At 70.6% G+C, this 16,483-nt stretch carries 15 protein-coding genes; 4 read left to right on the top strand and 11 right to left on the bottom strand.

Annotated features, from left to right (window positions below):
• Positions 1-18: 18 nt before the first annotated feature.
• The 4 genes from ABT340_RS16460 to ABT340_RS16445 form a co-directional block, all read right to left on the bottom strand.
• Positions 19-426 carry a DUF485 domain-containing protein gene (locus ABT340_RS16460; protein ID WP_352011582.1) on the bottom strand — a complete coding sequence of 136 codons (408 nt, stop codon included), beginning with the start codon at positions 424-426 and terminating at the stop codon, positions 19-21.
• Positions 423-1,184 (bottom strand): LytR/AlgR family response regulator transcription factor, encoded by a 762-nt coding sequence (locus tag ABT340_RS16455; protein WP_352011581.1) that lies wholly within the window; start codon positions 1,182-1,184, stop codon positions 423-425. Before ABT340_RS16455 ends, ABT340_RS16460 begins: the two co-directional genes overlap by 4 nt.
• Positions 1,185-1,283: 99 nt before the next feature.
• Entirely contained in the window at positions 1,284-2,480 is a 1,197-nt protein-coding gene (locus ABT340_RS16450) for a sensor histidine kinase (RefSeq protein WP_352011580.1), read from the bottom strand.
• Positions 2,450-3,052, bottom strand: a complete 603-nt coding sequence (locus tag ABT340_RS16445) for an HIT family protein (RefSeq protein WP_352011579.1) — start codon at positions 3,050-3,052, stop codon at positions 2,450-2,452. The genes ABT340_RS16450 and ABT340_RS16445 overlap by 31 nt, the downstream gene beginning before the upstream one ends.
• Before the next feature lie 68 nt (positions 3,053-3,120).
• Between ABT340_RS16445 and ABT340_RS16440 the strand changes: the two genes are divergently transcribed.
• Positions 3,121-3,858 (top strand): TenA family protein, encoded by a 738-nt coding sequence (locus ABT340_RS16440; protein WP_352011578.1) that lies wholly within the window; start codon positions 3,121-3,123, stop codon positions 3,856-3,858.
• A 44-nt stretch (positions 3,859-3,902) separates the two neighbouring features.
• Here the strand turns inward: ABT340_RS16440 and ABT340_RS16435 are convergent, their stop codons facing one another.
• From ABT340_RS16435 to ABT340_RS16425, 3 genes are all read right to left on the bottom strand, one after another.
• A complete protein-coding gene (locus ABT340_RS16435) occupies positions 3,903-4,493 on the bottom strand; it encodes a hypothetical protein (RefSeq protein ID WP_352011577.1) in 591 nt (196 codons plus the stop codon).
• A 305-nt stretch (positions 4,494-4,798) separates the two neighbouring features.
• Complete coding sequence (locus ABT340_RS16430; protein WP_352011576.1) at positions 4,799-5,491, bottom strand: DUF3618 domain-containing protein; 693 nt, start codon at positions 5,489-5,491, stop codon at positions 4,799-4,801.
• A complete protein-coding gene (locus ABT340_RS16425) occupies positions 5,488-5,889 on the bottom strand; it encodes a phage holin family protein (protein WP_352011575.1) in 402 nt (133 codons plus the stop codon). Before ABT340_RS16425 ends, ABT340_RS16430 begins: the two co-directional genes overlap by 4 nt.
• A 475-nt stretch (positions 5,890-6,364) precedes the next feature.
• On the opposite strand from ABT340_RS16425, the gene ABT340_RS16420 reads away from it, so the two are divergent.
• Complete coding sequence (locus tag ABT340_RS16420) at positions 6,365-7,561, top strand: sensor histidine kinase (protein WP_352011574.1); 1,197 nt, start codon at positions 6,365-6,367, stop codon at positions 7,559-7,561.
• A complete protein-coding gene (locus ABT340_RS16415; RefSeq protein WP_352011573.1) occupies positions 7,558-8,226 on the top strand; it encodes a response regulator in 669 nt (222 codons plus the stop codon). Before ABT340_RS16420 ends, ABT340_RS16415 begins: the two co-directional genes overlap by 4 nt.
• Positions 8,227-8,248: 22 nt before the next feature.
• On the opposite strand, the gene ABT340_RS16410 is transcribed toward ABT340_RS16415, so the two are convergent.
• Positions 8,249-8,785: a GNAT family N-acetyltransferase gene (locus tag ABT340_RS16410; RefSeq protein WP_352011730.1), complete on the bottom strand. Its 537-nt coding sequence runs from the start codon at positions 8,783-8,785 to the stop codon at positions 8,249-8,251.
• Between the two features lie 113 nt (positions 8,786-8,898).
• Here ABT340_RS16410 and mads6 point away from each other — a divergent pair, with 113 nt between their 5' ends.
• A complete protein-coding gene (mads6, locus tag ABT340_RS16405; RefSeq protein ID WP_352011572.1) occupies positions 8,899-10,314 on the top strand; it encodes a methylation-associated defense system protein kinase MAD6 in 1,416 nt (471 codons plus the stop codon).
• Between the two features lie 186 nt (positions 10,315-10,500).
• Here the strand turns inward: mads6 and ABT340_RS16400 are convergent, their stop codons facing one another.
• The 3 genes from ABT340_RS16400 to ctaD form a co-directional block, all read right to left on the bottom strand.
• Positions 10,501-11,439 carry a diacylglycerol/lipid kinase family protein gene (locus ABT340_RS16400; RefSeq protein ID WP_352011571.1) on the bottom strand — a complete coding sequence of 313 codons (939 nt, stop codon included), beginning with the start codon at positions 11,437-11,439 and terminating at the stop codon, positions 10,501-10,503.
• A 179-nt stretch (positions 11,440-11,618) separates the two neighbouring features.
• Positions 11,619-14,351, bottom strand: coding sequence for an immune inhibitor A domain-containing protein (locus tag ABT340_RS16395; protein ID WP_352011570.1), 2,733 nt, complete (start codon positions 14,349-14,351; stop codon positions 11,619-11,621).
• A 367-nt stretch (positions 14,352-14,718) separates the two neighbouring features.
• Positions 14,719-16,392, bottom strand: coding sequence for an aa3-type cytochrome oxidase subunit I (gene ctaD / locus ABT340_RS16390; protein WP_352011569.1), 1,674 nt, complete (start codon positions 16,390-16,392; stop codon positions 14,719-14,721).
• Positions 16,393-16,483 lie beyond the last annotated feature (91 nt).

Here is a 16,483-nt window from a genome sequence, read left to right as displayed (position 1 = left end):
CCACACCGTAGACGACGTTCACCCCGCCCGGTCCACCAGGTCGGCGAAGTGGCGCTCGTTGCGCTCCGCCTGCCGTACGTACAGCCACGCGCCGATGACGAAGACCGGGTAGATCACGCCCGCCAGCACGACCCACGGCAGGGGGACACCCAGCACCAGGACCGCGCGCAGCTCGGGCACGAGCAGGAACAGCAGCGGCAGGCCGCCGACCACGCAGGCCAGCACGGTGCACACGAACAGGGCGAGCCGGAACTGGGTGCGCACCAGCGAGCGCATGTAGACCTCGCCGAGGCTGGTCTGCTCGTCGATCTCCCTGGTCACCGGGTAACGGGGGTTGCGGGCGGCCGTGGTGCGCGGGCTGGTCACCACCTCGCGGCGCGGGCGGCCCTCGTCCCCGCGCGGGTGCTCCGCCCCCGCCCTGCTCACTCGGGCCTGCCCTTGCGCGCCCTGCGGACCAGCAGGTCGCGAAGCTCCCGGGTGTGCCTGCGGCTGACCGGGATCTCGGTCCCGCAGACGCGCACCACGCACCGCCCCGAGTCGATGTGCAGCTCGTCGATGTGCTTGACGGCCACCAGGTGGCTGCGGTGCACACGCACGAACCCCGCCGAGGACCACCGCTCCTCCAGGGTCGCCAGCGAGATGCGGACCAGGTGGCTGCCGCCCGCGGTGTGCAGGCGCGCGTAGTCGCCCTGCGCCTCGACGTAGCGCACCTCGGTGCTGGCCACGAAGCGGGTCACCCCGCCCAGCTCGACCGGGATCGTGCCCGGCCCCGCCCGGCTCGCCCCGTCCCCGTCCGGCAGCTCGGCCGACACGCACACCCGTCGTACGGCCTCGGCCAGCCGTTCGGGCCTGACGGGCTTGAGCAGGTAGTCCTCCGCCTTGATCTCGAAGGCGTCCACCGCGTGCTCCTCGTAGGCGGTCACGAACACCACCCGGGGCGGGTTGGCGAACTGCGACAGCAGCCTGCCCAGCACCACCCCGTCCAGGCCGCGCATCCGGATGTCGAGGAAGACGGCGTCGATCGGACGCCCGTCGGCGATCGCCCGGTCGAGCACGCGCAGCGCCGCGGCGCCGTCCCTCGCCTGCGCGACCTCTCCGATTCTCGGGTCGTCCCGCAGCAGGTAGGCCAGGTCCTCCAGGGCGGGAAGTTCGTCGTCGACGGCCAGGACTCGAAGACCGGTCACGGGCACTCCTCCGGATCGTCGAGGGGGAATCCCTAGAGGGTGATGAATCAGACATCACCTGTCAACAGTTCCTGACCTGCCGAATCCACAGAAAGGTGTTCAGTGGGCGGAGACACCCGGGTGGTACTTCGGCACACGGACGCTCACCTTGGTTCCCGCGCCCTTGCCGGTCTCGGCCACCAGGCCGTACTCGTCACCGTAGACCTGACGCAACCGCTCGTCCACGTTGGCCAGGCCGACCCCGCCCGTCCCCGAGCGCTCCTCCGCGTCCCCGGCCAGAATGCGGCGCAGCCGTTCGGGGTCCATGCCGACGCCGTCGTCCTCCACGCTGATCCGGCACTCGGCCCCGGCGTCCTCGGCGATGATCGAGATGCGGCCGATGCCCGGCTTGCTCTCCAGGCCGTGCCTGACCGCGTTCTCCACCAGCGGCTGCAGGCACAGGAACGGCACGGCGACCGCGAGCACCTCCGGGGCGATCCGCAGCGTCACCTGGAGCTGGTCGCCGAACCTGGCGCGTTCCAGGGTCAGGTAGCGGTCGATGGACCGCAGCTCCTCGGCCAGCGTGGTGAACTCCCCGTGCCGCCTGAAGGAGTAGCGGGTGAAGTCGGCGAAGTCCAGCAGCAGCTCACGGGAGCGGTTGGGGTCGGAGCGCACGAAGCTGGCGATGGTCGTCAGCGAGTTGTAGATGAAGTGCGGGGAGATCTGCGCGCGCAGCGCGCGGACCTCGGCCTCCATCAGCCGCGTCCGCGAACGGTCGAGCTCGGCCAGCTCCAGCTGGGAGTCGACCCAGCTGGCCACCTCGTGGGTGGCCCTGACCAGGCCGGCCGAGGCGTGCCCGCCGTAGGCCGCCAGGGAGCCGACCACCCGGCCGTCCGTGGTGAGCGGCACCACGACGGCGTATCTGATCGGGCACTCCGGGATGTCGCACGAGACGACCTCGGGGCCGAGCACCTGGGTACGGCCCCCGCCGAGGGTCTTGGCCGCGTAGGCGAACGCCTCGGCGGCGTGGTGCTCCCCCTCGCCGTCGTAGACCAGAAGCCGCTGCCCGTCGGTGATGGCCAGCGCCGGGGAGCCCAGCAGCTCGCGCAGATGCCGCGAGGCCTTCTGGGTGCCCGCCTCGGTGAGCCCGGCCCGCAGCGGCGGCGCGGCCAGGGAGGCGGTGTGCAGGGTCTCGAAGGTGGCGCGCTCGGCCGGGCTGCTGCCCAGCTCGCGCCTGCCGCGCAGCACGCGCCACAGCACCAGGGCCGGGACGCCCACCAGGGCGGCTACGAGCAGCGCGGCGACGAGGGGTTCCACGTCCCGGACCCTATCCTCGCACGTGGGTCGGCGCCCCTCCGACGGAGATCAGATCCCCTCCCCATGCCTTTACTTTGTAGATCAAAGACATGCCGACCGGCCCGGACCCCTTCAGGAACACCGCTTTCAGGACGTCCGCGCCGAGGGGCTGAAAGGCGTGAGGGCCTCACGGACACGCAGGGCGTACGACGCGGCCTCCCTGGGCCGTCGTAGGCGGTCCGGGGCCAGAAGAAGCCGCGCAGGCCGTCCTTGCGGTTGCGGGGCACCACGTGGACGTGCAGGTGCGGCACGCTCTGACTGATCCGGTTGTTCATCGCGACGAACGTGCCGCCCGCGCCGAGCCCCCGCTCGACGGCGGCGGCTACCGCCTGGACCCGCTGGAAGAACGGGCCGACCGAGGTGGGAGGCAGGTCGGTGAGGGTCTCGGCGTGCGCGGCGGGGGCGACCAGGACGTGCCCCTTGAAGACGGGCCGGATGTCCAGGAAGGCGGTGGCCACCTCGTCGGAGAACACCACCTCTCCCGGCCGCTCCCCCGTCGTGATGGCGCAGAACAGGCATCCCTCGGCTGGCATCCCCCCAGGATAGAGGGGGCGCGACTAGCATTCACCCCGGTCGTGTTCCCGTCCGCGAGGAGAAACCCGTGTCCGCAGAGCCCCGTCAGACCCCCTGGAGCGACTCCTACGACGGGTGGCGGGCGGACGCCGCGGACCCGGCCTTCAGCGAGTGGCTGCGCTCCGGCTCCGAGCCGGAGTGGACGGCGGTCGTCACCCACCCGTTCGCCGCCTCCATCACCCGGGGGCTGACCTCTGAGGAGGCCATGCGCCGCTACCTGGTGCAGGACTTCCAGTTCGTCGACTCCTTCACCGCGCTGCTCGGCGCCGCCGTCGCCGCCGCGGACAACTTCGAGTCACGGGTGCCGTTCGGCCGCTTCCTCGGCGAGACCGCGACGACGGAGGAGAAGACCTACTTCCACCGGGCGCTGGCCGCCCTCGGCGCGAGTGAGGCCGAGCTGACCGCTCCCCCGCTCGAACCGGTGACGGCCGACTTCCGCGCGCTGATGGACGAGGCCAGAAGGAGCCTGGACTACCCGGCCATCCTGGCGGTCCTGTGCGTGGCGGAGTGGAGCTACCTCGGCTGGGCGAGCCTGGCCGAGGAGCCGCTGCCCGGCGGTCCCGGCGGCCCGGGGAGCTTCGTGCACCGTGAGTGGATCGAGTTGCACGAGGGACCCGCGTTCCGCGCCTGGGTCGCCTTCCTGCGCGGCGAGCTCGACCGCCTCGGCCCCGCGCTCCCCGCGCGGGAGCAGGCCCGTGTGCTCGACGTCTTCCGCCGGGCCGTACGGCTTGAGCTGCGCTTCTTCGACATGGCCGCCGGTTCGTGAGAGCCGGCCGCCGGGGCTCCCGCGGGCCCCGGCGGCGGCCGACGTCAGGAACGCACCTTCGTGACGACGGTCTTGGTGAAACGGAAGACGCAGAACCGGTCACGCGCGGCGGCGCGGCCGTAGTGCCGCTCGAAGTCCTTCTGGCCGAGGCCGTCGACGCTGTCGAAGCCCAGTCTGGCCACCGCCGTCCTGCCGCCGTGGCGGGCGAGGGTGGTGCTCAGGACGATCCTGCCCTTGTGCGGAACCGGCTTGGAGACGTCGCTGGGAACCTCGCACCACAGGCCGTCACGGTACCTGTGGCAGGGGAAGGTGGCCACCTTCCTGCCCGAGGGGTCCATGAGGGTCGCCGTGCGCGGGGCCTTCGCGCCCCTGGGGAGGGTGCCGCCGACCCAGAAGGAGGCCCAGTAGGGGGCGAAGGACTCCATCCAGGTCATGGAGTAGTCGAGGGTGTAGGTGACGCGCCCGCCCTGGTGGACGCGCGGGGTTCCCTTGGCCTTGAGCTTGATCTTGACGAGGGGTTCCCGTTCGCACTTCTCCACCGCGCCGACGCAGGTCGCCGCCTGCGCGGGGGCGATGGGTGACAGGGCGACCGCGACGAGGGCGAGACCCGTGGTGAGGCCGAGAGCTCGGCGCATGAGTCCTCCTGGGGGGATCGGCCGGAGAGGGGGTCCGTACCCTGCGGCGATCCCCGCTCCGGACTCGGGAGGCGCCACATCGGGAGGCCGCGGCCACCTCGCGGCGGACAAGACCTCCCGCACCGATCACTACGTACGGACGGCCGGAACGGTTCAGCGGGGAGTCACCGGTCCCCCGGATACCGGGCGGGCGGAAAGGAGGGGGTCCGCCGCCCACCCGGAAACGGCCAGATTACCCCGCCGCCCCCCGAATCCGCCCATCCCAAAACATCACCGGGTCACGGGTGGCGGGCCTGTGGAGCGTTCTACCTTCTCCGGCCGCGCCTCAGCAGGCGGAACACGACCAGGCCGACGGCCGCCGTGACGGCCGCCACGGCCGCGGCCGCGACGGGACGCCTGGCCGCCCGCGTGGTGACCTCGTCGGCGGCCCGCCGCACGTCGGCCGGGGTGGTGCGCCTGACCCGCTCGGCGACCCCGGTCGCGGTGGCCGCGGTGGCCGCGCCCGCCCGGCGCAACTCGTCGCCGACCTGGGCGGCCGTCTCGTGCACACGCCCTCGCACGTCGGTCTTGCGCACCAGCGCCTCCACGGTCTCCCCCAGTTCGCGGCGGTCCCGCTCGATGTCCCGCCGTACGGACTCCCGGCTCGTTCCCCCGGCCTCGCCCGTCTCCTTCCCGTGGGCCTTCTCCGGAGACCTCTCCGGAGCCCCTGTGGCCTTCCCTGTGGCCCCCTCTGCGGCCTTCCCGGGGGCCTTCCCGGGGGTCCGCCGGACGGCTGTGGGCTGTCCGGTGCCCCCGTCCCCCTCGACGAGGCTGGGCGTGCCGTCGCCCCCCTCACCCGTGGGCGCCGAGGAGGGGCCCCCGCCCGGCTGTTTGGGCGGGACGTTCAGCGACATCCTCTCGTCGGGGGCCACCGGGGCGCCGACCCGCTGTCTGTGGGCGCCGACCGTGCCCGCGTCCCAGATCTCGTCCTTCGGAGTTCCGTTGTCGCTCTCGCTCATCGGTGCGCACTCTCCTTCACCATGCCGATGTCCTCCCTGAGGCTCTCGATGGTCAGCTCGGGAGCGGGCGGAACGGCCTCGGACACCTGCCGTTTGCCGAGGAGCCCCAGAACGGCGGCCACGGCCAGGAGCACGACGCCCACGACGGCGGCGGCGACCCAGGCGGGCATCACCAGGGCGAGAAGCAGGATCACCGCGGCCACCAGGCAGCCGCCGCCGTACAGGGCCACCACACCGGCCCCGCCGAACAGCCCCGCCCCGAGCCCGGCGTGTCTGCCCTTCTCCGCGAACTCCAGCTTCGCCAGGCGAAGCTCGTCCCTGACGAGGCGGGAGACCTCCTGTGACATCCGCCGGATCAGCTCGGCGGTCGACAGCGTGTCCTTGGGATTGCCGATCATGGCGTTCCTCCTCCCTACAGGAGAAGGCGCCTACCCTGTGGCGGGACGGCAAACCCCAGGTCACCGACGATTGATCGGGCCGTTGCCCGTCCTTTCCCCGCGGCCGCGCGCCCTTTCCCCGCGCCTCACGGCGCGGGCCGCACCGGCCGCACCGGCCCGTGACCTCGAAAGCCGCCCCCGTGCACGCCTTCGAGGGCCCGTCCACGGCCGGCGCCCCGGGTGGAGAGCTCCGGGGCGCCGGCCGTGGACGCCGGAGCCGCCGGCGGAACCCACGTCAGACGGCCCCTGACAACGAGGCCGTCGTCCCACAGCGGACTCACCGTAAGCCGCGCGAGACCCGGTCCACATCGGCCCGCGGGCGGATACGGCCGTGACCCGCGCGGTAGGCGCGGCGCGGCCGTACAACTTCCGCGGTACGGTCACTCATCCACCGGCTCGATGAGAGGACGGTCCGCGCCTGGCTAGCATGCCGCGCATGCGGGCAACAGTGACGGCACTCGCGCGGCGGGTGGGTGAGGTCGACCCACGGATCGTCGACACCCTGCTGGCCGTCGCGCTCACCGGGATCACCCTGGTGTGGGCCGTCAAGGACCAGACCGGCACCTGGTTGCGTCCCGACACGGTCGCGATCCTGCTGACCTGCGCGGCCAACCTCCCCGTCGCCGTACGGCGGCACGCGCCCATGACCGCGCTCCTGCTGTGCGTCGCCGCGTCCCTGTGGCACCACAGTCTGGGCTACCAGCCGAACGTGAACAACTTCTCCGTCCTGCTGACGCTCTACACCGTGACCGTACGACGCTCGCTCGCGGCCGGGGTCGCCGGGGTCCTGGCCGCGGCCTCGGTCTGGTGGTGGTCCTCACTCGCGGCGTCGAAGGACATGGCGGCGCTGAACCTGGCGCAGAGCGTGCTGATCGTCCTGACGGCCTGGACGCTCGGCCTGGGCACCCGCAGGCTCGCCGACCGCAACAGGCGCCTGGCCGACCTCTCCGAGCGGCTCGGATACGAGCAGGAGGCGCGGGCGAGGCGCGCGGTCACCGAGGAGCGGGTGCGCATCGCCAGGGAGCTGCACGACATCGTCGCCCACCACATGTCGGTGATCTCGGTGCAGGCGGGGCTGGCCCGTTATGTGTTCGCCAGCGACCCGGGGACGGCCAGGACCGCGCTGGCCACGGTCGCCGACACCAGCCACGAGGCCCTTGAGGAGATGCGGCGGCTGCTGGCGGTGCTCAGGGTCGACCGGCGGCCGGGCATCGACGGCGTCTACGACCCGACCCCCGGCCTGCCCCAGCTCGGTCAGCTCGTCGAGCGCGTCCGCGCCGCCGGGGTCGAGGTCGCCCTCGACGTGTCGGGCAAGGCGAGGCGGCTCAACCCCGGGGTCGAGCTGTGCGCCTACCGGGTGGTCCAGGAGAGCCTGACCAACGTCATCAAGCACGCGCTGCCCGCCCACGCCTCGGTACGGCTGCGCTACGACTGTGAGGAGCTGATCATCACGGTCACCGACGACGGCGCCGTCCCGCAGGGGGACGAGGGGGGCGGCCTCGGGTTGATCGGGATGCGCGAACGGGTCAGGCTCTACGGGGGCGAGATGCGCGCGGGACCGCTGCCGGGAGGCGGGTTCGAGGTCACGGTGACGTTGCCGCTCTCAGCCCCTCAGGAGCGAGGAGACCAATGATCAAGGTACTGGTCGTCGACGACCAGATCCTGGTGCGGGCCGGGTTCGCGGCGCTGATCCGGGCCACCCCCGACCTGGAGGTCGCCGGGGAGGCCTCCGGCGGGCAGGAGGCCGTCGCCATGGCGGGCTCGACCCGCCCGGACGTGATCCTGATGGACGTGCGGATGCCCGACCTGAACGGCATCGCGGCGACCGAGCGCATCCTGGCCACGACAGGCCCGGCCCAGCCGAAGGTGCTGATCCTGACGACCTTCGACCTCGACGAGTACGTCTACGACGCGCTGCGGGCCGGGGCGTCCGGCTTCCTGCTCAAGGACACCCCTCCCGAGCGGCTGATCGCGGCGGTCCGCACCATCGCCGCCGGGGACATGCTGTTCGCGCCGACCGTGACGCGCCGCCTGGTCGAGGCCTACACCAGGGAGAAGGACACCGCGCTCGTGTCGTGGACGGGGCTCGACACGCTCACCGCCAGGGAGACGGAGGTGCTGCGCCTGGTCGGCAGGGCGCTGTCGAACGGGGAGATCGCCGACGAGCTGCAGGTGAGCGAGGCGACGGTCAAGACCCACCTGAACCGGACGATGACCAAGCTCGGGCTGTCGAGCCGCGCCCAGGTGGTCGCCCTGGCCTACGAGACCGGCCTGGTCAGCCCGCGGCACGGCCGCTGAGCGCCCCGCCGCGCGGCCCGGGTCAGGGGGTGCCTCCGGGGGTCAGGGTGTGCAGGTGGAACTCCTCCGTCCCCTCCTCCTCGACCCACGAGGGCTCCGACAGGAGCCTGGTCAGGACGAACCCGCCCTTGACCGCGACCCGGCACGAGGCGGCGTTGCCCGTGGCGTGCCGCAGGTCGAGGCGGGAGAGGCCGAGGAAGCCGAACGCCCAGCGCCCGACGACGCCCAGCGCCCGGGTGGCCACGCCGAGGCCCCTGGCGGAGGGCAGCACCCAGTAGCCGACCTCCCCGTGGCCGCGGGCCGCGCCGGTACCGATCCTGACCCTGATGTGGCCGAGCACCTCGCCGGTCGTCGCGCCGGTGACGGCGAAGGAGGCCTCCGAGCCGTCGGACCAGCCGAGCGCGCGCTGGGCGAGCCAGGCCCGCTCGTCGGCTCCCTCGGGCAGGCCGGTCGCCCAGCGGCGGATCCGTGGATCCCGCAGGGCCAGCGCCGCCGCCACGGCGTCGGCCTCCGACAGGTTCCACGGACGCAGGTGCAACGCTCCGGCGGTGATCTCCATGGGTTCCACGTCCGCCGAGCCTACTTTCGCGGAGTGGCGAAAAGTAGTGACAGGCGAGATCATGAGACCCTTGCCCTACTTCAAGTACAGAGAAGAAGGGCGGCACGCTAGAGATGGCACAGATCGTCGGTGGCGGGCGCCCGGTCAACGACGCGGAGCGGCGGGTCATCGCGCATCTGCGGGACAGCGCGCCGGACGACTGGCTGCTGCTGCACAACATCGAGGTGCCCCGTGGCGACGACGCCTTCGAGGTGGACCTGATCGTCGTGACCGGCCACTCGCTCTGTGTCATCGACGTCAAGGGCACCCGGGGCAGGATCGAGGTGGCCGGGACGCGGTGGTTCCCCGCGCGGCGGGACGCCTTCGGCTCCCCCGTGGCCAAGCTGCGCGGCAACGGGCGGGCGCTGAAGGGCCTTCTCACCCAGAGCCACCGGGAGCTCGAACGGGTCTACGTCGACAGCGTCGTCGTGCTGACGGGCGCCGACGCCGAGCTCGTCGACCCGGCGGGCCGTGACGCGCGGCACGTCACCGACCTGGCGGGGCTGGTCGCCATGCTGAGCGACGTCTCCCGGGTCAGGCGGGGATACACCCCGGACGCCAGGCCGTACCGCACGGCGGTGATCGAGGCGCTGAACGGCAGCGTGCGGCGGTCGACCTCGCCGCCACGCTTCGGCAACTGGGAGGTCGAGGAGCAGCTCGGCGGGGACAACCGGACCACCGAGTACCGGGCGATCAACGCGACGCTGCCGGGCAGCGAGACGGTCCTGCTGCGGGTCTACCGCGCCGACCCGCTGGCCGAGGAGGAGCCCAGGGCGGCCGAGCGGCGGCTGATCGCCAACGCCTACCAGTCACTCACCCGCATCCCCCCGCACCCGTGCGTCGTGCGCTCGCGCGACTTCTTCGCCATCGACGACGAGAGCCGGTTCGTGCTGGTCCTGGACGACGTGCACGGCCAGGCGCTGCATCTGTACATGTCCCAGGCGGGCAGGCGGCCGTCGGTCGAGGCCGAGCTCGACGTGGTCGAGGACATGTTGCTCGGGCTGGCCCACGTCCACGCCAACAACGTCATCCACCGGGCGCTCAGTCCCGCCCGCGTCCTGGTCACCGAGGACGGCAGGGCCATGCTGACCGGGTTCGACTACGCCAAGCCCGGTCCGCGTCCGCACACGGTGGCCAACGAGCTGCCCAACGTGCTCGACACCCACTACGTCGCCCCCGAGTGCCAGGCCAGGCCGGAGCGGATGACCGCCGCCGCCGACGTGTACGCGGCGGGGGTGATCGCCTTCCAGCTGCTGACCGGCGGGCTGCCCGCGCCGGGGTCGGACGCCGTGGGCCAGGCGCGTCCCGGCGTGCCCGCCGAGGTGATGGAGCTGCTGCGCCGGATGCGCGACCCCTCCTCCGCCGGGCGCCCCTCGGCCGCCGAGGCCCTCGACGACCTGCGCAGGGCGCGGGAGGGGCTTGCCCCCGCGCGGGAGCCGATGCTGCTCGGCAGGCTGCGCAACCGCTTCCTGCGGTCCTCCCGCCGCTAGGACCTGTTTTGTGGATCTTCGCCGTGGCGAGGATCGTCCAGGCGGATGCCCCGCAAGGCGGAGGAGGAGCTCATAACGGAGTTATGGGCGACGACGACAACGCGGCGGGGGCCGCCTGGACGACCGCAGTAGGCGTAAAGATCCACAAAACAGGTCCTAGGTCCCGCCTCCGTACGGCCCCGCGCGTCAGGAGTCGACGAAGTCGTCCGTGACCATGACGCGCAGGCCGTTGGGAACGGTCCTGATCGTGATCGGGGTCATCAGGCGCACCTCGCCGTCGACGTCGGCCGCCAGCGGCGGGTCGGTCTCCAGGTACATCTCCTGACCGACGACGAAGGGACCGCCCGCGAGGCTGCGCCAGCGGCCGGTCGTCGCCCGTACCAGGGTCTCCACCAGCAGCCTCAGCCGTTTGCCCGAACCGAGCTGGTAGGCCACGAGCCTGCCGTTGTCGATGCTGATGTCCCTGGCCACCTGCCAGCCGCCGTGGAAACGGCCGTTGGCGATGTTGAGCTGGTGGGTGAGCAGCTCGTGGCGGCGGCCGTCTGCCGTGATGAAGGCGCGGAAGGGCCGGTGGCGGGGCAGGATCGTCAGCGCGGTGAGCGGGTAGGCGGCCCGCCCGAGCAGGCGTTTGAGCCAGGGCCTCACGGTGCCCGCGACCTCGACGGAGACGCCGAAGCTGGCCAGGTTGGCGAACTCCCTGTCACCGGCGACGCCCAGGTCGACGTCGGCGACCTTGCCGGTGCGGAAGACCCTGATCGCGCCCGGCAGGTCGAGGGGCAGGCCGAGGCTGCGGGCGAAGTTGTTGGTCGTGCCGAGCGGCAGCACGCCCAGGGCCACGTCCCGGTGCGCGACGTGCTTGACGGCGGCGCTGAGCGTGCCGTCCCCGCCGCCGACGATGAGCAGGTCGGGCCGTTCGGCCAGGGCCGTGTCCAGGGTGGCGCGCAGACGGCGGGGGTCGACCACGGCGAAGGTGCGGATCGGCTCGAAGCCCTCGGCGCGCAGCGTGGCGACCACCCGGGGGTAGAGGCGGCGGCCCCTGCGCGAGTGGGTGTTGACCACCACGCAGACCCGGCGCCCGGTCCTGATGGCCTCGGTGTGCTCTGCCTTGCCTCGTAACTCGCCCACGCCGCCCCTTCCGGTCCACTGCCTTCCCGTCAGATCGTAGGGCCCGCCGGATCGTGGGGCTGCGCCCGCGGCCGGGTACGGCGGACGCCCGGCCGGAGAGGTCCGGCCGGGCGTCCTGGTGTCTCACCGTTCGCCGGGGTCGTCCCCGCCCGGGTGGGCCCGGACGGGGACGCGCCGGGTCACTTCTTGGGCGGGGTCACCTGGAGGAGGACACCGAGGTTGCCGGGGAGCGGGGCGAGCAGCTTGAACTTCACGCCCAGGGCCTTGCCCTCGTCACCGGGGTTACCGCTGCCCAGGACGTTGCCGTTGCCCAGGTCGACGCCGTACACGTCGGTCGCGGGGGTGCCGTCGGGGTTGACCACCCGGGTGCTGTACTGCTGGTCGCCCTTGGAGGGGACGACCACCGAGGCGTCGAAGTCACGGTAGTACAGGCTGCCGTCACGCAGTTCGAACCCGGGGTACCAGGTCTTGGCGTCGGTGAACTCGCGCACACCGGGCAGCGCGGCGGTGTTGGTGCAGTACTCGCTGAAGGGCTCGTTCGGCCCCTCGATGCACTCCTTGAAGGGGTAGGTCTTGCCGAAGGTGAAGGCCGCGTTGGAGGTCTGCACGCGTCCCTGCATGTTCTTCAGGATGGTCGTGTCCTTGGTCGCGGCCACGCCGGTCCGCCGCAGCGGCTCGAAGTGGGAGTCGACCAGGAGCAGGCTGCCCTTGGAGCCGATGCTCGGCGACAGTTCGAGGTTGTTGCTCAGGACGTTGTTGGTGAAGGTCGAGTCGCGGTACCAGACGAGCAGGCCGGGGGCGTTGTACTTGACCTTCTCCACCTTCCACGAGCCGTCACGCGAGTAGTCGGTGGTGTAGGTGTACTGCAGGCCCTTGTCGAAGCCGTCGAAGTTACGCCACTCGGCGAGGTAGAACCGGGAGACCTCACGGAAGCCGTCGTTGATACCCCAGCCCTGGCCGTGGGTGTTGGTGTAGGTGCCACCGCTGGCCGTCCAGCCCTGGTTGCCACCCTCGACGTCGTCGCTCCAGACGGTCTGGGCGCCGTTGGTCAGCGAGAAGTCGTCGGCGTGCCAGCTGCGCGGGGTGAAGGCGGCGTCGGTGTTGTAGACGAGCCTGAGCTTGACCGTCTTGCCCGCGTAGGGGGCCAGGTCGACGTAGTCGTGCCGCCAGCCGTTGGTGTTGCCGGTGAGGGCGTACTTCCTGTTGTTGAACTTGGAGAGGTTCTTGTTCGGGTCCGGGTAGTCGTCACCGGTGGAGACCAGGGCGCCGCCCTCGGTGTAGACCTTCTGCTGGCTCCAGGTGGCGCCGTTGTCCGTGGAGACCTCGATGAAGCCGAAGTCCCAGTCCTCCTCGATCTCGTAGTTGTTCCAGAGCCAGAACTTCACGTCCGTGCCGGCGGGCACCTGGACGTCGCGGGTGAGCTTGACGTCGGCCCACTCCTGGTCGAGGTTGGACCACCACATCTTGGTGCCGCTGTGCGGCTCGACCATCTTCAGCGGCGCGCTGTCCAGGTTCACCCGGACGCCGTCCTCGGTGAACTTGGGCGTGCGCGAGGACTGACCGACGGTCACGACGCGGCTGCGGTCACCGGGGTTGAAGACCTTGGGGTTGGCCCAGCCGAGGATCCACTTGTCCCACAGACCCATGTGGGTCGGCATCGACTGGAAGATCGGGCCGCTGTGGGAGCCGGCCGACATGAGGTCCCAGAAGTCGACGGCCGAGGAGGCGCTGCCCGTGGTGTCGTAGAGGTCGGGCAGACCGAGGTCGTGACCGTACTCGTGGGCGAAGACGCCGACGCCGGAGTCCTCGGGCTGAACGATGTAGTTGGAGATCTTCACGTCCTTGCCGGGGACCTTGTAGCCACCCGCGACGGCGCTGGAGTGCGCCCAGATCGCGTAGGTGCCCTCGGCGCCGCCGTCGGAGGACTTGTCCTTGCCCGCGTGGACCAGGACGAGGTGGTCGACCACGCCGTCGGGCTCGGCGAAGTTGCCGTCACCGTCGGAGTCGGCGACGTCCTCGACGTCGTAGTCCGCCCACGGGAAGTTCGGGTTGGCGGCGGCCAGGGTGTCGACCGCGTCGATCGCGAGCTGGCCGGGGCCGAGAGGGTTGCTCGGGTGGCCGCTCATGTCCTGCGCTTCCTTGCCACAGGCGCGGGCGCCGTAGTAGGCCTCGGAGTGCGGGACCTTGACCCACGGGGTGGCCTCTCCGGTGACCGTGTAGGCGCCCTTGGACAGCTCCTCGTACATGTTCCGCATCGTGGAGCCGGCGATGTTGATGCCCTTGCGACCGTCCCGGGGGTCGGTCAGGTCGGTACGGACCCTCTTGGTGATGCCTTCCTTGCTGTAAAGCATCTTGTTGAAGTGGTCCGGGCTGAAATCAGGCACCCAGAAACTGTTGTTGTCCTTGTGTGCCAAGGACGCGGGGTCGGGAATCTTGTTATGCAGCGGGCCGTTGAGCAGGGTGCCCGGCGGCTCGGTGACGCAGTTCGCCGGGTCGTCGTCGTTGACGTTCGGCGGGCGCTTGAAGCCCGAGAAGTCGTCGTTGGCCTTGTCGTTGAACTCCACCAGGACGGTGAGGAGTTTGGCCTGCTTGGCGACCTTGGCCTTCTTGAACAGGAATTCGGCGGGGTTGATGCCGGTCCTGATCGCCTCCGCCTCGCGCGCGGCCAGAACGCGTGCCGCGGCGGGGTTACCCTCGGAATACTTGTGGGCGATCTGCCTTGACGGGCTGATCCGGCGCTCCTTGGAGTTTGGCGCGGCCGGGTCCTGCACCTCGGGCTCGTCCCTGGGTGTGGCGTAGTTGATGTAGTAGTCGGCTGCGGTCGGCTGGTACCTCGCGACCGTGGTGTCCACCGTGGTGTCCGCCTGAGCCGACACTCCTCCCGCCGCCAGTCCCGCAGCGGCCAGGCCCACGACGGGCACTATCGCGAGCAGGCGCCTTCGAGCACCCCTGCCTTTGCTGGACAACGCTTACCCTCCCTGCCCGGGTTCGCCGGGCGCGAACGTCCCAGATGCGCCTTATGTACGCACCGAGCGGGACGTTAGACGAGAAGGTAAAGCAGGAGTAAAGCCGCTGAATGATGTTGTAAAACTGTAATGAATCATCACTTCACAGGAAATGGTGATGATTTCCACTATTTTTCTGTTGACAGCGCTTTCACAGCAGGTCAGCGCGGTGAAAGCCGGAAGGCGGGCCTCGGGGAACCGCTCCCACGGCTCCCCGGGCCCGCCGACGACCCCGAGTAGGGAATCCGGTGGCTCGCTCTCCTGCGACCCCGGTTCAGACCTCCTCGCCGGGGGCGGTCGGATCGAGCTGGCGCGGCTGCGCCTCGACCCTGGGGTACTTGAGGTCGAACGCGGGACGCTCGGACCTGATGCGCGGCAGCGAGGTGAAGTTGTGCCGCGGCGGCGGGCAGGAGGTCGTCCACTCCAGCGAGTTGCCGAACCCCCAGGGGTCGTCCACGGTCACCTTCGGCGCGTTCCTGGCGGTCCACCAGACGTTGTAGAGGAACGGCAGCGTGGAGACACCCAGGATGAAAGCGCCGACCGAGGAGACCAGGTTCAGGAAGGTGAAGCCGTCGACCGGGCTGTAGTCGGCGTAGCGGCGCGGGAAGCCCGCCGCACCGAGCCAGTGCTGCACCAGGAAGGTCGCGTGGAAGCCGACGAACAACAGCCAGAAGTGGATCTTCCCCAGCGTGTCGTTGAGCATCTTGCCCGTCATCTTGGGCCACCAGAAGTAGAAGCCCGCGAACATCGCGAAGACCACGGTGCCGAAGACGACGTAGTGGAAGTGGGCCACCACGAAGTAGGAGTCGGTGACCTGGAAGTCCAGCGGCGGGGAGGCCAGGATGATGCCGGTCAGGCCGCCCAGGAGGAACGTCACCAGGAAGCCGACCGAGAACAGCATGGGTGACTCGAAGGTCAGGTGCCCCCGCCACATCGTGCCCACCCAGTTGAAGAACTTCACCCCGGTCGGGACCGCGATGAGGAACGTCATGAAGGAGAAGAACGGCAGCAGCACCCGGCCGGTGGCGAACATGTGGTGCGCCCAGACCGTGACGGACAGCCCCGCGATGGCGATGGTCGCGCCGACCAGGCCGATGTAGCCGAACAGCGGCTTGCGGCTGAAGACCGGGATCACCTCGGTGACGATGCCGAAGAACGGCAGCGCGATGATGTACACCTCGGGATGGCCGAAGAACCAGAACAGGTGCTGCCAGATCAGCGGCCCGCCGGTCGCGGCGTCGTAGACGTGCGCGCCGAGCTTGCGGTCGGCCTCCAGCGCCAGCAGCGCGGCGGCCAGCACCGGGAAGGCGATCAGCACCAGCAGTCCGGTGAGAAGCACGTTCCAGGTGAACAGCGGCATGCGGAACATCGTCATGCCGGGAGCGCGCATGCAGATGATCGTGGTGATGAAGTTGACGGAGCCGAGAATCGTCCCCAGGCCCGACAACACCAGGCCGACGATCCACAGGTCACCGCCCACCTGCCCGGAGAAGGTCGCGACCGACAGGGGGGTGTAGCCCGTCCAGCCGAAGTCGGCCGCTCCGCCGTTGGTGGCGAACCCGCCGAGCGCGATGATCCCGCCGAACAGGAACAGCCAGTAGCTGACCATGTTGAGCCTGGGAAAGGCCACGTCCGGCGCGCCGATCTGCAACGGCATGATCACGTTCGCGAACCCGGCGAACAGCGGGGTGGCGAAGAACAGCAGCATCAGCGTGCCGTGCATGGTGAACAGCGCGTTGTACTGGACGGTGTTGACGAGCTGCAACCCGGGATGCGCCAGTTCGGCCCGGATGACCAGGGCCATCACGCCGCCGATCAGGAAGAACACGAACGCGGTGATGATGTAGAGGTCTCCGATGACCTTGTGGTCCGTCGACGTCAGCCACGAGACGACCACCCTCCCCGCGCGGACGGGCTCGGCCGCGGCCCGCTGTTGCACAGTCGTCACAGCGAGGCTCCCTTCGGTTGGGCGACAGCCGTACGAATCGAGACTTCTCCTCACCTGGCCGTCACGTCACCACATTTGGCAGAACCCTCAC

Origin of the sequence: Streptosporangium sp. NPDC000239, from assembly GCF_040300765.1 — a bacterium.
Classification (GTDB): Bacteria; Actinomycetota; Actinomycetes; order Streptosporangiales; family Streptosporangiaceae; genus Streptosporangium.
Note: the sequence above shows the minus strand (reverse complement) of the source record. Positions and strands in the feature narration are given on the sequence as shown.